Raw genomic sequence first — 14,503 nt, 5'->3', positions numbered from 1 at the left:
ACTCCCCGGCTCACAGGCCTTCGAAGAATTGCTCGACCCGCTCGCGCGCCAGCCCCGCCAGGGTCGGCGGGTTCCAGCGCGGCTGCTTGTCCTTGTCGATGATCAGGGCGCGCACGCCCTCGATGATGTCGCCGTACTGGAACCACTGGCGATCCAGGTGCAGTTCCATGGCGAAGCAGTCTTCCAGGGCCAGGTGGCGGCCGCGGCGCAGCATCTCCAGGGTAACCGCCATGGCCAGCGGCGAGCGGCTTTCCAGCTGGTCGGCGGTGGCTACGGCCCAGGGGTGGCTGTCGCCGATGCTAACGGCGCGCAGCTGTTCGATGATTGCCGCCAGGTCAGGCTGGGCGAAGAAGTGGTCGATGACCGGGCGCAGTTTTTCCAGCGGCGCATCGTCCAGCGTCTGGCTGCCGAGGCGGGCCAGCAGGTTCTGCAGATCCTTGAGCGGGGTGTCGCCCAAGTGCAGGCGGTCGAGGCCGTCATCCAGGGCCGCGAGCTTGTCGCTGGCCAGGTACCAGTCGGCCAGCCCGCAATACAGTGCGTCGGCGGCCTGTATCTGGGTGCCGCTGACGCCCAGGTAGGTGCCGATTTCGCCAGGGATGCGCGACAGGAAGTAGCTGCCGCCGACATCCGGGAAGTAGCCGATGGCGACCTCGGGCATGCCCAGGCGGCTGCGCTCGGTGACGATGCGCAGGTCGCAGCCCTGGGCCAGGCCCATGCCGCCGCCGAGGGTGAAACCGTCCATCAGCACCAGCACCGGCTTGCGGTAGTGGTGGATGACCAGGTCGAGGGCGTACTCCTCGGCGAAAAAGTCTACATGCAGTTTTTCGCCCGCCTTGTAGCTGTCGTGCAGCGAGCGGATGTCGCCGCCGGCGCAGAAGCCCTTGGGGCCTTCGCCGCGCAGCACCACCGCCTGCACCTGCGGGTCTTCGGCCCACTGATCGAAGTGCTGGCGCAGGCTGCGTACCATGTCCAGGGTCAGGGCGTTGAGGCCGGCGGGGCGGTTGAGGGTGAGGTGGCCAATCTGGTTGCGGACTTCGGCCAGTACATGGGCCGTTGCGTGAGCGTGCGCGGTCATCGCGTTCTCCCTGCTTTGTTATTGATTTTCCAAGTGAAGCCTGGTGTGCGCTGGAGGATCGCTGGATCCTGGCATGCGGATTTGTCTCGCACAATGGACAAATCTGCAGGGGGATCGTGCGTTTTTGCCAGGCGCGATGTAAAGCTCGAGGGCCTCTTCGCGGGTGAACCCGCTCCCACAGGTAATGCACCTGCCTCAAGATTGACGCCTGACCCTGTGGGAGCGGGTTTACCCGCGAAGAGGCCAGCGGCGAAAACCTCGATCGTTAACCTGATCGTAATGATCAACGCCCCAGCTTGATTGATCCCCCAATCCCGCCCGGCCTAATGTGCCCCCACGACAGCGAACCCGTGGAGTCACCCCATGACAACAACGAACAATCCACCGCCGCAGTGGTCCAGGCGGCGCGCCGAGAAACAGCGCCGCCTGGAGCGTGTCCGCCACCTGGCCGATGGCGTGGTGCTGCCCACCGAGCGCATCGTCGAGGCCCTGGAACTGCTGATCGCCCCCGGCGACCGGGTGGTGCTCGAAGGCAACAACCAGAAGCAGGCCGACTTCCTCTCCCGTTCCCTGGCCAAGGCCGACCCCGAACGCCTGCACGACCTGCACATGATCATGCCCAGCGTCAGTCGCGCCGAGCACCTGGACCTGTTCGAGCGCGGCATCGCGCGCAAGCTCGACTTCTCCTTCGCCGGCCCGCAGAGCCTGCGCATCGGCCAGCTGCTGGAGGACGGCCTGCTCGAAGTCGGCGCCATCCACACCTACATCGAGCTGTACTCGCGGCTGCTGGTCGACCTGATCCCGAATGTCACCCTGGTCGCCGGCTTCATGGCCGACCGCGACGGCAACCTGTACACCGGTCCCAGCACCGAAGACACCCCGGCGCTGGTGGAGCCGGCCGCGTTCAGCGATGGCCTGGTGATTGCCCAGGTCAACCAGCTGGTGGACCGCGTCGACGACCTGCCACGGGTCGACATTCCGGCGTCCTGGGTCGACTTCGTGGTGGTCGCCGACCAGCCGTTCTACATCGAGCCGCTGTTCACCCGCGACCCGCGCCATATCAAACCGGTACACGTGTTGATGGCGATGATGGCGATCCGCGGCATCTACGAGAAGCACCAGGTGCAGTCGCTGAACCACGGCATCGGCTTCAACACCGCCGCCATCGAACTGATCCTGCCCACCTACGGCGAGTCGCTGGGGCTCAAGGGCAAGATCTGCCGCAACTGGACCCTCAACCCGCACCCGACGCTGATCCCGGCGATCGAGACCGGCTGGGTCGAGAGCGTGCACTGCTTCGGCACCGAACTGGGCATGGAAGGCTATATCGCCCAGCGCCCGGACGTGTTCTTCACCGGCCGCGACGGCTCGCTGCGCTCCAACCGCATGATGTGCCAGCTGGCCGGGCAGTACGCGGTCGACCTGTTCATCGGCGCCACCTTGCAGGTCGATGGCGACGGCCATTCCTCGACCGTCACCCGCGGCCGCCTGACGGGCTTCGGCGGCGCGCCGAACATGGGCCACGACCCCCGCGGGCGGCGCCACGCAACCCCGGCCTGGCTCGACATGACCGTGCCCGACACGTTGCTCGAACGCGGTCGCAAGCTGGTGGTGCAGATGGTCGAGACCTACCAGGAAGGCGGCAAGCCCACCTTCGTCGAAACCCTCGACGCGGTCGAGGTGGCGAAGAAGGCTGGCATGCCGCTGGCACCGGTGATGATCTATGGCGACGACGTCACCCACCTGCTGACCGAAGAGGGCATCGCCTACCTGTACAAGGCCCGCAGCCTGGAGCAGCGCCAGCAGATGATCGCCGCCGTGGCCGGGGTCACCGCCATCGGCCTGCGCCACGACCCCAAGGACACCCTGCGCCTGCGTCAGCAGGGCCTGATCGCCTTGCCCGAAGACCTTGGCATCCGCCGCACCGACGCCAGCCGCGAGCTGCTCGCCGCGCGCAGCATCGCCGACCTGGTCGACTGGTCCGGCGGCCTCTACAACCCGCCCGCACGCTTCAGGAGCTGGTAAATGAATGCACACGACGTGGCACCGCAACTGCCTCTTCGCGGGCAAGCCCGCTCCCACAGATACACTGCTGTACCCATCCCTGTGGGAGCGGGTTTACCCGCGAAGAAGCCAACCGAGCTGTCCCTGCCTGACCACTTGGCCGACCTGGCCGTCGAAGCCCTGATCGACGAAGCCGACCTGTCCCCCAAACCCGGCCTGGTCGACCGCCGCAGCAGCGGCGCCCACAGCGACATGACCCTGGCCCTGATGCATGCCTCGGCCCTGGCCCTGTGGCCCTGCCTGCGCCAGATGGCTGCATCCGCCGTCCACCATGGCCAGATCGGTCAACCCCTGCGCGCCGACCTGGGCCGCCTCGGCCGCGAGGGCGAACAGGCCATGCTCGCCACCACCGGCGGCATCAACACTCACCGCGGCGCGATCTGGGCGCTCGGTCTGCTGGTCGCGGCGCAAGCGCTGGATCCCCAGGCCAGCGTGCAAACCGTGGCCGCCCGCGCCGGCCGCATCGCCCTGATCGACGACCCTGCAGCGCCTGCCCAGGACAGCCACGGCAGCCAGGTCCGCCGCCGCTACGGAGTCAGCGGTGCCCGCGAACAGGCCCAGCAAGGTTTCCCCGTCGTACTCGAAAACGGCCTGCCGCAACTGCGCCGCAGCCGAGCCCACGGCGCCAGCGAAGCCCATGCCCGCCTGGATGCGTTGCTGGCGATCATGAGCGCACTCAGCGACACCTGCGTGCTCTGGCGCGCCGGCCCACAGGGCCTGCAAACCCTGCAAGCCGGCGCCCGCGCAGTACTGGAGGCCGGCGGCAGCGCCACCCTCGATGGCCGTCGCCAACTGCGCGAACTGGATCAGCAACTCCTGCAACTCAACGCCTCACCGGGCGGTGCCGCCGACCTGCTGGCCGCCTGCCTGTTCCTCGACAAAGCCGGGAGCCTGTGACATGGAAACCCTGACCTTTCAATTCCCCGCCGCCGAGCCCGGCCGCAGCCGCACCCTGGTCGGCTGCGTCAGCTCCGGCGACCTCGAAGTGCTGATCGAGCCCGGCAACGCCGGCCAGTTGGAGATCCAGGTGATCACCTCGGTCAACGGCAGCAGCGCGCGCTGGAACCAGCTGTTCCAGCGCCTGTTCGACGGCCGCACGCTGCCGGCGCTGAAGATCGACATTCACGACTTCGGCGCCACCCCCGGCGTGGTGCGCCTGCGCCTGGAGCAAGGTTTCGAGGAGATCGGCCATGACTGACACCGCACGCCTGCTGCAAAGCCGCAGCTTCGTCGAGCTCGGCGCCCGCCAGCGCGCCCGCGCCATGCTCGACCCCGGCAGTTTCCGCGAACTGCTCGGCCCGTTCGACCGGCTGATGTCGCCGTGGCTGCCGCGCCAGGGCATCGTGCCCCAGGCCGATGACGGTGTGGTCATCGCCAAAGGCCTGCTGGGCGGGCGCAACGCCGTGATCGCCGCCATCGAAGGCGCCTTCCAGGGCGGCAGCATGGGCGAGGTGGGCGGCGCCAAGATCGCCGGCGCCCTGGAGCTTGCCATCGAAGACAATCGCAACGGCATCCCCACCTGCGCCGTACTGCTGCTGGAAACCGGCGGGGTGCGCTTGCAGGAGGCCAACCTTGGCCTGGCGGCCATCGCCGAAATCCAGGCGGCCATCGTCGAACTGCGCGCCCATCAGCCCGTCGTCGGGCTGATCGCAGGTTCGGTCGGCTGCTTCGGCGGCATGTCCATCGCCGCGGGGCTGTGCAGCCACCTGCTGGTGACCCGCGAAGCGCGCCTGGGCCTCAACGGCCCGCAGGTGATCGAGCAGGAAGCCGGCATCGCCGAGTACGACGCCAAGGATCGCCCGTTCATCTGGAGCCTGACCGGTGGCGAGCAGCGCTATGCCAGCGGCCTGGTGGACGGCTATGTGGCCGACGACGTCGACAGTGTCCGCCAGCAATTGCTGCAACTGCTGGATGCCCCGGCGGCCAACCGCGCCGGGCGCCACGCCTGGTACCTGGAACGCCTGGCCAGCCTGGGCGCCGATTGCGCGCAACTTGACGCCGCCGCCGTGCGTGCCCTCTACCAAGGAGATGCCCCATGAACCGTGCCCTGAACTGGCTGCCGGGCCTTTCCGGTGGTGAACCCCAGGCGGGCTACCCCGCTTCGCTGCGGGTGGTCGATGCTGAACTGGACAACCGCCTGGCGCGCTTCATCGCGGTGGTGCCGGACGCCGACAACCCGTTTCCCCGGGCCCGAGACGGCGAAGTCGGGCTGCTCGAAGGCTGGGGCCTGGCCAAGGCCGTCAGCGAGGCGATCGCGCTGGACCGCGAGGGTGAGAAGCGCGCCATCATCGCGGTCATCGATGTACCCAGCCAGGCCTATGGCCGCCGCGAGGAAGCCCTGGGCATCCACCAGGCCCTGGCCGGCGCGGTGCAGGCCTATGCCCAGGCGCGACTGGCCGGCCACCCGGTAATCGGCCTGCTGGTGGGCAAGGCCATGTCCGGCGCCTTCCTGGCCCACGGCTACCAGGCGCAGCGGCTGATCGCCCTGGACGACAGCGGGGTGCTGGTGCACGCCATGGGCAAGGCGGCAGCGGCGCGCATCACCCTGCGCAGCGTCGAGCAACTGGAGGCCCTGGCTGCCGAGGTGCCGCCGATGGCCTATGACCTCGCCAGCTATGCCTCGCTGGGGTTGCTGTGGCGCCGTCTGAGCGTGGAGAGCGCTGATGCGCCGAGTGCCGCCGACCTGGCGCAGGTGCGGGCCTGCCTCGCCGAGGCCGTGCGCGATATCGGCAGGTCGACGGACTTGTCTTCGCGCTTGGCCGGCGAGCACCGCAGCGCCTCCCGCGAGGTGCGGGCGCGCCTGCGCAGCCAGTGGCAGGAGGCTTGAGATGAACCAGCCGCAGCCGCATGACCTGCTGTGGGGCATGGCCCCGGGCGAGTTGCCTGCCGATGCCCCAGCGTGGGCCTGGCAGGTACTGGCCGCCGGCCAACCCGTGGTGGTGCGCCGCGCCGCCTGCGCCGCCGGCCGGGTGGCGGTCGGGGTGCGCGGGCAGGGGCGGGAGCAGCGTTTTGCCGCGCAGATGCGCCTGGCCGATGCGCAGCGGCGACAGGCGCCCGAGGCGTTGCGCTGGCAGGGCGAGAGCCCTTGGCCGGCACTGCGGGCGCTGGCCTCGGTGGCGCCGGTGCTGGATGCCTGTGGCCTGGTCTGGGGGCCGACCGGCGGCGTGGGCTACCAGCTGGCGAGCGGCTGCGAGGTGGTGCATGCGGCCAGCGACCTGGATCTGCTGGTCCGTGCGCCGCAGTTCATGGCCCGCGCCAAGGCCCGCGAACTGCTGGACATCCTCGACTGCGGCCCATGCCGCATCGATGTGCAACTGCAAACCCCGGCCGGCGCCATCGCCTTGCGTGAATGGGCCGGCATGGCCCGGCGCGTGCTGCTCAAGTCTGCCCTTGGCGCGCGCCTGGTGGCCGACCCTTGGGCCGCCCTGGAGCGTGCCGCGTGAGCTGCCTGTTCGCCTTCCCGGGGCAGGGCGCCCAGCAGCCAGGCATGTTGCAGCGCCTGCCTGAAGGTTCTGCGGCGCTGCTGGAGCAAGCCAGCGATGTGCTGGGTGAACAGGTGCTGGCCCTGGACACGGCGCACGCCTTGCAGTCGACCCGTGCCGTGCAGCTGTGCCTGTTGCTCGCCGGGGTGGCCTGGGCGCGTTGGCTGCTGCAACGCAGCCCCGCCCCCGACTATGTGGCGGGCCTGTCGATCGGCGCCTATCCCGCCGCCGTCAGCGCCGGCGCGCTGGGCTTTGCCGATGCGGTGCGCCTGGTGGCCTTGCGCGGCGAGCTGATGCAGCGTGCCTACCCGCAAGGCTACGGCATGACGGCCATCAGCGGCCTGGAGGTGAGCAGCGTCGAGCAGCTGTTGGCCGAGGTCGGCGGCGAGGTGTACCTGGCCAACCTCAACAGCGACCAGCAGACCGTCATCGCCGGCAGCGACGCGGCCATGGCCGAGGTCGCCGCCCGGGCCCGCAACCGCGGCCAGGGCGTGGCCCGGCGCCTGGCGGTGAGCGTGCCGTCCCACTGCAGCTTGCTCGACGGCCCGGCCGCCGAGCTGGCAAGTGCCTTCGCCGGCATCGAACTGCAGCTCCCGCGCATCACCTACCTGAGCGGCAGCAGCGCAAGGCCGATCCACGATCCACAACGCCTGCGCGACGACCTGGCCGGCAACATGGCACGGGTAGTCGACTGGCGTGCTACGTTGCGCAACGCCTACGAGCGCGGTGTGCGCCTGCACCTGGAAATGCCGCCGGGCAGCGTGCTCGGCGGCCTGGCCCGCCCGGTGTTCGAACACGGCCGGGTACTGGCCCTGGAAGGGACCCGCTGGGACACCGTCGACGCGCTGTTGCGCCAGGAGGTGGCCGACAACCGATGAGCGCGCGGCAACTCGAAGAACAACAACAAGCAACTTCGACTCAAGCTGAGGACAACAACAATGATCATCTATGGTGTGGCTCTGCTGGCGGTATGCACGCTGGCCGGCGTTATCGTCGGCGACTTCCTGGGCGTGCTGCTGGGCGTCAAATCCAATGTGGGCGGGGTCGGCATCGCCATGATCCTGCTGATCTGCGCACGCCTGTACATGCACCGCAATGGCGGCATGAGCAAGGAGTGCGAGTTCGGCGTCGGTTTCTGGGGCGCGATGTACATCCCGGTGGTGGTGGCCATGGCCGCCCAGCAGAATGTGGTCACCGCCCTGCATGGCGGGCCGGTGGCGGTGATTGCCGCGGTCGGCGCGGTGCTGGTGTGCGGGCTGACCATCGCGGTGATCAGCCGCAGCCATCGCGGCGAACCCTTGCCGGCGCTCGAGGCGCCTGCCGTCAGCGATGCGCAGGTTGCCCCTGCGGGAGGGCGTTGAGCATGTGGCCGATCATTGACAATGCGCTGGAACACAATGGCCTGATCACCGCCTTCGCGGTGGTCGGCGGGATCATGTGGCTATCGGTCATGCTCTCGAAGTACCTGACCTTCGGCCGCGTGCATGGCTCGGCGATCGCCATCGTCATCGGCCTGGTGCTGGCCTGGGTCGGTGGTACCGTGACGGGTGGGCAGAAGGGCCTGGCCGACATGGCGCTGTTCTCAGGCATCGGCCTGATGGGGGGCGCGATGCTGCGTGACTTCGCCATCGTCGCCACGGCGTTCGAGGTGCAGGCCACCGAAGCGCGCAAGGCCGGGCTGATCGGTGCGCTGGCGCTGCTGCTGGGCACGGTGCTGCCGTTCATCGTCGGCTGCGCGGTGGCCTATGCCTTCGGCTACCGTGATGCGGTGAGCATGACCACCATTGGCGCCGGGGCGGTGACCTACATCGTCGGGCCGGTGACCGGTGCGGCGCTGGGGGCGAGCTCGGACGTGGTCGCGCTGTCGATTGCCACGGGGTTGATCAAGGCGATCCTGGTGATGGTGTTCACCCCGGTGTCGGCGCGCTTGCTGGCGTTGGACAACCCGCGCTCGGCGATGGTGTTTGGCGGGTTGGCCGGGACGGTTTCGGGTGTGACGGCCGGGTTGGCGGCGACGGATCGGCGGTTGGTGCCGTATGGGGCGTTAACAGCGACCTTCCATACCGGATTGGGCTGTTTGATGGGACCTTCCATCTTGTATTTCTGTGTCAGAGGATTGGTCGGCTAGTACCGCCGCGAATGCCCCAGCTTAGATTTCCCGGCTGTACATCCTGCATTCAGCCAGCAACGCCAGCAGGTTCGGCTCCCGCTCCCGAGCCTTGAGAAACACCACGCCGATATGCTGCTGCAGCCGGTAGCGCGGTTGCAGCGCAATCAGCTTCACGCGGTTCTCGTACACCGCCGCGATCCGCCCCGGCAGCAGGGCGAAGCCCACCCCCGAACTGACCATGCTCAGCAGCGTGAAGATATCGTTCACCTGCATCGCCACCTTCGGCTCGAACCCCGCCTGCTGGAACACCTGCGCACCATCGCGGTGGGTGGCGAAGCCCTGGGTCAGGGTGATGAAGGTCGAGTCGGCCAGGTCCGCCAGGTCCACTTCCTGCTGGCCGGCGAACGGCGAGTCGGTGGGCACGGCGAGGAAGATATCGTCGGAGAACAGCGCCAGCTGCTCGCAGGCCGGGTCGGCCACGCTTTCGTCCAGCGCCACCAGGATCGCTTCCAGCTCGTGGTTCTTCAGCCGCTGCAGCAGGTCGACGTTCGAGCCCAGGGTCAGGTCGATGTTCAGCTCGCTGCGCCGCAGTTTCAGGCCCATGACCAGCTTCGGCACGGTCTTGACCGTCAGCGAGTACAGCGCGCCGAGGCGGAACCGTTCGGCGTAGAAGCCCGCCGCTTCGCGGGTCTGGCGCACCATCTGTTCGGCATCCTGGATCAGCTGGCGGGCCTTTTTCTCCAGCACATAGGCGCTTTCCAGCGGGATCAGCTGGCGCCCCTCGTGCTTGAACAGCGGGCAACGCAGGGCGCTTTCCAGGGAATGGATGGCCCGGTGCACGCTGACTGCGCTGGTCGACAGCTCGGCAGCGGCGCGGCCGAGGTTGCCGCTGCGCATGAAGGCGAGGAAGGTTTCCAGCTTTTTCAGGGTCAGTTCTTCGTCGATCAGCATATTCGGCCCTGATACAAAGGTGGCGTCGATCATGCCATAGCGCTCAAGCCGGCGCTGGCCTCTTCGCGGGTAAACCCGCTCCCACAGGAACTCAGTTGCCTTCAGGGTAGTGCTTATCCCTGTGGGAGCGGGTTTACCCGCGAAGAAGCCCGTGCAGGCGACCTATCACCCGGAAGGGTGATGGTTCACCCGGTAAACCCGTGCAAGAATCCAGGCCACGACAACCCCGGCATGGGACCACGACAATGAGCAAAGACCGGCTGAAATCGCCCGACTGGTACGCGCAGATGGCCCGTGTCGTCGACGCCCAGGGTTCGCCGGCCTTCGTCGAGGCGCTGTTCGCCGCGCTCAAGCTGATTGCCCCGTGCCAGGCCATCACCGTGTTCCTCTACCCGCGCAAGGGCCTGCCCTCGGCGCTGTTCGAAAAGGACGAGGAGGGGCCGTGGCTGCCGGAGGGCAACATCCACAAGTACCTCGAGGGCTACTACCTGCTGTGCCCGTTCTACCGCGCCTGCATGGACGGCATCGCCCCCGGCTGCTACCGCTTGAGCGATGTCGCACCCGACCATTTCAAGCGCAGCGAGTACTACCTGGCGTTCTACCAGCATGCGCACCTGGAGGATGAGCTCAACTTCATCGTGCCGCTGGACGAGCACCTGACCATCGCCGTGGCCCTGGCCAGCACTCGCCGCCTGGACCGCCAGCAGGTCAGCGACCTCAAGTGCGTGGCGCCCTGGGTGGTGGCCAGCGTGCGCCGCCAGTGGGGCCATCTGGATGTCGACGCCCTCGGCGGGCGCTTCGAGAGTGCCCTGGGCCGGCAGATCAACGCTGCCCTGAACAACTTCGGCTCCTCGCTGCTCACCGAGCGCGAATGCCGCATCGCCCAGTACCTGCTGCGCGGCCACTCGACCCGCTCGCTGGCCGAGCGCCTGGGCATCAGCGAGGACACGGTGAAGACCCACCGCAAGAACCTCTACACCAAGCTCGACATCGCCAAGCAGGCCGAGCTGTTCTCGCTGTTCATCGACTCGCTTGCCCAGGCCCAGGAAGGCCTGAGCAAGGACCCGCTGGAAAGCTACCTGCGAAGGCGCTGATCGCACCGCTTCAGCTCAACCCGATTTTCACTGTCAGCGGTCTGGCAGGGACAACTGCACGCCGCGTTTCACCCTGGAGAACAACAACCATGAACGCACCGTTCCAAGCCAAGTTGCACGCCCACCGCGATACCCGTGACTACCAGGCCGGCGACGCCGCCCACCACATCCACGCCTTCCTCGACCAGAAGGCGCTGAACGCCGAAGGCCCGCGGGTGATGGTCGGTGGCGAGCGCCTGCACCTGTGGGACAGCGACGGCAAGCGCTACCTGGACGGCATGTCCGGCCTGTGGTGCACCCAGCTCGGGTACGGACGCAAGGACCTGACCGCCGCCGCCGCCGCGCAGATGGACCAGCTGGCCTACTACAACATGTTCTTCCACACCACCCACCCGGCGGTGATCGAGCTGTCCGAGCTGCTGTTCAGCCTGCTGCCGGGCCACTATAGCCACGCCATCTACACCAACTCCGGTTCCGAGGCCAACGAGGTGCTGATCCGCACCGTGCGCCGCTACTGGCAGGTGGTCGGCCAGCCGAACAAGAAGGTCATGATCGGCCGCTGGAACGGCTACCACGGCTCGACCCTGGCGGCCACGGCGCTGGGCGGCATGAAGTTCATGCACGAGATGGGCGGGATGATTCCGGATGTGGCGCACATCGACGAGCCGTACTGGTACGCCGAAGGCGGCGAGCTGACCCCGGCCGAGTTCGGCCGCCGCTGCGCCCTGCAGCTGGAAGCGAAGATCCTCGAACTGGGGGCCGAGAACGTTGCCGGCTTCATCGCCGAGCCGTTCCAGGGCGCGGGTGGCATGATCTTCCCGCCGGAAAGCTACTGGCCGGAAATCCAGCGCATCTGCCGCCAGTACGACGTATTGCTGTGCGCCGACGAAGTGATCGGCGGCTTTGGCCGCACCGGCGAATGGTTCGCCCACGAGTACTTCGGCTTCGAGCCCGACACCCTGTCGATCGCCAAGGGCCTGACCTCGGGCTACGTGCCCATGGGTGGCCTTGTGCTGAGCAAGCGCATCGCCGAGGCGCTGGTGGAGCGCGGTGGCGTGTTCGCCCACGGCCTGACCTATTCCGGGCACCCGGTGGCGGCGGCGGTGGCGATCGCCAACCTCAAGGCATTGCGTGACGAGGGCATCGTGCGCCAGGTGAAGGAAGACACCGGGCCGTATCTGCAGCGCATCCTGCGTGAGGTGTTTGCCAATCATCCGCTGATCGGGCAGGTGCAGGGCGCTGGTCTGGTGGCGGCGTTGCAGTTTGCCGAGGACAAGGGCAGCCGCAAGCGCTATGCCAATGAGAATGACCTGGCGTGGCAGTGCCGGACCTATGGGTTCGAGGAGGGGGTGATCATTCGCTCGACGTTGGGGCGGATGATCATGGCGCCGGCTTTGGTGGCCAATCATGGCGAGCTGGATGAGCTGGTGGAGAAGACCCGGATTGCGGTGGACCGGACTGCGCGCGGGTTGGGGATTCTGTAGGGGCGGGGCCGCTTTGCGGCCCATCGCGACCAAGGGTCGCTCCTACAGGGACACCAAGGTCCCTGTGGGAGCGGGTTTACCCGCGAATGGGCCGCAGCAGGCCAACGATCAATGTGGCCCGCGGGGAATGGTCTTGAGCAGGTCTTCCGGGCTGATGTGCCCGACCACCTGGGCCACCGCGCTCCCCGGCGTCGGCAGGTCGATGATGTGGCTCTTCATCTTGCCCACCACATGCATCTCGCACGGCTTGCAGTCGAACTTCAGGGTCAGCACCTCATCACCCTGGATCAGCTGCATCGGCGCCACCTTGGTGCGCACGCCGGTCACGCCCTTGGCCTGCTTGGGGCACAGGTTGAACGAGAAGCGCAGGCAGTGCTTGGTGATCATCACCGGCACTTCGCCGTGTTCCTCGTGGGCTTCGTACGCCGCGTCGATCAGCTGCACGCCGTGGCGGTGGTAGAAGTCGCGGGCCTTCTGGTTGTACACGTTGGCCAGGAACGACAAGTGCGACTCCGGGTACACCGGCGGTGGCGTGGTCTCGGCCTTGCGCGCGCCGCGCGGGTGGGCCTTGACGCGGGCTTCGGTCAGTGCCTCGATGGCTTCGCGGCGCAGGGCCTTGAGCTGCGAGTTGGGGATGAAGTACGCCTGCGGCGCATCCAGCTCGATGGCGTTGGCGTGGTACATCGTGGTGCCCAGCTGGCCAAGCAGGTCGTGCAGCTGGTCCAGTGCCTGCTGCGGCTTGTTGGCCGCACCGAACGGGCCGTCCAGCGCCACCTGCACGCTGACGCCTTCTTCGCTGCTGAGGGTCAGCATCAGGCGCTGTTCGCGCAGCACCGCGTGCCACTCGACGCCCACGCGGCGCTCCGACGAGGTGCGCTGCAGGGCCTGTTGCCAGTTGTGGTCGAGGTTGCGCGACAGCGGGTGGTTCGGGCGCAGCTTGTACAGGCCCTCGGGCATCTCGTTGGGCTCGACGCGGTAGCGGTAGCGCTTCTGGCCGTCTTCCTCGAACTCGCCACGCGGCTCGGCGATATTGGCGCGGAAGCCCACCACCTCGCGCTTGACCAGCACGTTGAGGCCGTCGCCATTGGTCAGCGGCACTTCGGTGACCACTTGCATGTCGCGTTTGCCGACTTTCTCCACCACGCCCACCGGCAAGCCGGTGAAGGTCGGCGAGTCGAAGGCGCCGATGTCCACCTTGCGATCGGTGACGAAGTAGTCGGTGCTGCCGCGGTGGAAGGTCTTGTCCGGGTCGGGCAGGAAGAAGTGCTCGGTACGCCCGCTGGAGGCGCGGGCCAGCTCCGGGCGGCCTTCGAGGATGGCGTCGAGTTCCTTGCGGTAGTGGGCGGTGATGTTCTTCACATAGCCCATGTCCTTGTAGCGGCCCTCGATCTTGAACGAGCGCACGCCGGCATCGACCAGGTCCGCCAGGTTGGCGGTCTGGTTGTTGTCCTTCATCGACAGCAGGTGCTTCTCGAACGCCACCACGCGGCCCTGGTCGTCCTTGAGGGTGTACGGCAGGCGGCAGGCCTGGGAGCAGTCGCCGCGGTTGGCGCTGCGCCCGGTCTGGGCGTGGGAGATGTTGCACTGGCCGGAGAAGGCCACGCACAGCGCGCCGTGGATGAAGAACTCGATGGCCGCGTCGGTTTCGGCGGCGATGGCGCGGATCTGCTGCAGGTTCAGCTCACGGGCCAGCACCAGCTGGGAGAAACCGGCCTGGTCGAGGAACTTGGCCCGCTCCAGGGTACGGATGTCGGTCTGGGTGCTGGCGTGCAGCTCGATCGGTGGGATATCCAGCTCCATCACCCCCAGGTCCTGCACGATCAGCGCGTCGACGCCGGCGTCGTAGAGCTGGTGGATCAGCTTGCGTGCCGGTTCCAGCTCGTTGTCGTGGAGGATGGTGTTGATGGTGGTGAACACCCGGGCATGGTAGCGGCGGGCGAACTCGACCAGCTCGGCGATCTCGCCGACTTCGTTGCAGGCGTTGTGCCGCGCGCCGAAGCTCGGGCCGCCGATGTAGATGGCATCAGCGCCGTGCAGGATCGCCTCGCGGGCGATGGCCACGTCACGGGCAGGGCTGAGCAGTTCCAGGTGATTCTTTGGAAGGGACATGTCGTTATAGGTTCGGGCTGTCACGGTTAGGGCGGCATTGTAGCGGGGAATGGGGCGGGTGGCATCATCGGGTGCCCAGAGGTGCATGGCCTGTGCCGGCCTCTTCGCGGGTAAACCCGCTCCCACAGGTACGG

14 protein-coding genes are annotated in these 14,503 nt (G+C 67.6%); 11 read left to right on the top strand and 3 right to left on the bottom strand.

Annotated elements, in window-relative coordinates; all coding sequences use genetic code 11:
• Window positions 1-10: 10 nt before the first annotated feature.
• Entirely contained in the window at window positions 11-1,075 is a 1,065-nt protein-coding gene (locus ACIP21_RS26975; protein WP_400694412.1) for an enoyl-CoA hydratase/isomerase family protein, read from the bottom strand.
• Between the two features lie 363 nt (window positions 1,076-1,438).
• Here ACIP21_RS26975 and mdcA point away from each other — a divergent pair, with 363 nt between their 5' ends.
• From mdcA to madM, 9 genes are read left to right on the top strand one after another with little or no spacing between them, the layout of a single operon-like run.
• Window positions 1,439-3,100 carry a malonate decarboxylase subunit alpha gene (gene mdcA / locus ACIP21_RS26970; RefSeq protein ID WP_400694411.1) on the top strand — a complete coding sequence of 554 codons (1,662 nt, stop codon included), beginning with the start codon at window positions 1,439-1,441 and terminating at the stop codon, window positions 3,098-3,100.
• Entirely contained in the window at window positions 3,101-4,036 is a 936-nt protein-coding gene (locus ACIP21_RS26965; RefSeq protein WP_400694409.1) for a triphosphoribosyl-dephospho-CoA synthase, read from the top strand.
• A 1-nt stretch (window position 4,037) separates the two neighbouring features.
• Complete coding sequence (locus ACIP21_RS26960) at window positions 4,038-4,337, top strand: malonate decarboxylase subunit delta (protein WP_400694408.1); 300 nt, start codon at window positions 4,038-4,040, stop codon at window positions 4,335-4,337.
• Entirely contained in the window at window positions 4,330-5,178 is an 849-nt protein-coding gene (locus ACIP21_RS26955) for a biotin-independent malonate decarboxylase subunit beta (protein WP_400694406.1), read from the top strand. The genes ACIP21_RS26960 and ACIP21_RS26955 overlap by 8 nt, the downstream gene beginning before the upstream one ends.
• Window positions 5,175-5,966 (top strand): biotin-independent malonate decarboxylase subunit gamma, encoded by a 792-nt coding sequence (mdcE, locus tag ACIP21_RS26950; protein ID WP_400694405.1) that lies wholly within the window; start codon window positions 5,175-5,177, stop codon window positions 5,964-5,966. Before ACIP21_RS26955 ends, mdcE begins: the two co-directional genes overlap by 4 nt.
• A gap of 1 nt (window position 5,967) precedes the next feature.
• Window positions 5,968-6,582: a malonate decarboxylase holo-ACP synthase gene (locus ACIP21_RS26945; protein WP_400694404.1), complete on the top strand. Its 615-nt coding sequence runs from the start codon at window positions 5,968-5,970 to the stop codon at window positions 6,580-6,582.
• Window positions 6,579-7,499 carry a malonate decarboxylase subunit epsilon gene (gene mdcH, locus ACIP21_RS26940; protein WP_400694403.1) on the top strand — a complete coding sequence of 307 codons (921 nt, stop codon included), beginning with the start codon at window positions 6,579-6,581 and terminating at the stop codon, window positions 7,497-7,499. Before ACIP21_RS26945 ends, mdcH begins: the two co-directional genes overlap by 4 nt.
• Before the next feature lie 60 nt (window positions 7,500-7,559).
• Window positions 7,560-7,982 (top strand): malonate transporter subunit MadL, encoded by a 423-nt coding sequence (gene madL / locus ACIP21_RS26935; RefSeq protein WP_400694402.1) that lies wholly within the window; start codon window positions 7,560-7,562, stop codon window positions 7,980-7,982.
• A 2-nt stretch (window positions 7,983-7,984) separates the two neighbouring features.
• The gene (gene madM, locus ACIP21_RS26930; RefSeq protein ID WP_400694401.1) at window positions 7,985-8,749 is read left to right on the top strand and encodes a malonate transporter subunit MadM; all 765 of its coding nucleotides are present in this window, start codon (window positions 7,985-7,987) and stop codon (window positions 8,747-8,749) included.
• A 21-nt stretch (window positions 8,750-8,770) separates the two neighbouring features.
• On the opposite strand, the gene ACIP21_RS26925 is transcribed toward madM, so the two are convergent.
• Window positions 8,771-9,682 carry a LysR family transcriptional regulator gene (locus tag ACIP21_RS26925; RefSeq protein WP_400694400.1) on the bottom strand — a complete coding sequence of 304 codons (912 nt, stop codon included), beginning with the start codon at window positions 9,680-9,682 and terminating at the stop codon, window positions 8,771-8,773.
• Between the two features lie 245 nt (window positions 9,683-9,927).
• On the opposite strand from ACIP21_RS26925, the gene ACIP21_RS26920 reads away from it, so the two are divergent.
• Together ACIP21_RS26920 and ACIP21_RS26915 are read left to right on the top strand one after the other, a co-directional pair.
• Window positions 9,928-10,776, top strand: a complete 849-nt coding sequence (locus tag ACIP21_RS26920) for a LuxR C-terminal-related transcriptional regulator (protein WP_400694398.1) — start codon at window positions 9,928-9,930, stop codon at window positions 10,774-10,776.
• An 89-nt stretch (window positions 10,777-10,865) separates the two neighbouring features.
• Window positions 10,866-12,260, top strand: coding sequence for an aspartate aminotransferase family protein (locus tag ACIP21_RS26915; RefSeq protein ID WP_400694396.1), 1,395 nt, complete (start codon window positions 10,866-10,868; stop codon window positions 12,258-12,260).
• Window positions 12,261-12,368: 108 nt separating this feature from the next.
• Here ACIP21_RS26915 and ACIP21_RS26910 read toward each other — a convergent pair whose 3' ends face one another.
• Complete coding sequence (locus ACIP21_RS26910; protein ID WP_400694394.1) at window positions 12,369-14,369, bottom strand: U32 family peptidase; 2,001 nt, start codon at window positions 14,367-14,369, stop codon at window positions 12,369-12,371.
• Window positions 14,370-14,503 lie beyond the last annotated feature (134 nt).

This window comes from Pseudomonas sp. NPDC089401 (genome assembly GCF_044749485.1).
GTDB lineage: Bacteria > Pseudomonadota > Gammaproteobacteria > Pseudomonadales > Pseudomonadaceae > Aquipseudomonas.
The sequence above is the reverse complement of the archived record's forward strand: the minus strand, read 5'-3'. Positions and strand labels throughout refer to the sequence as shown.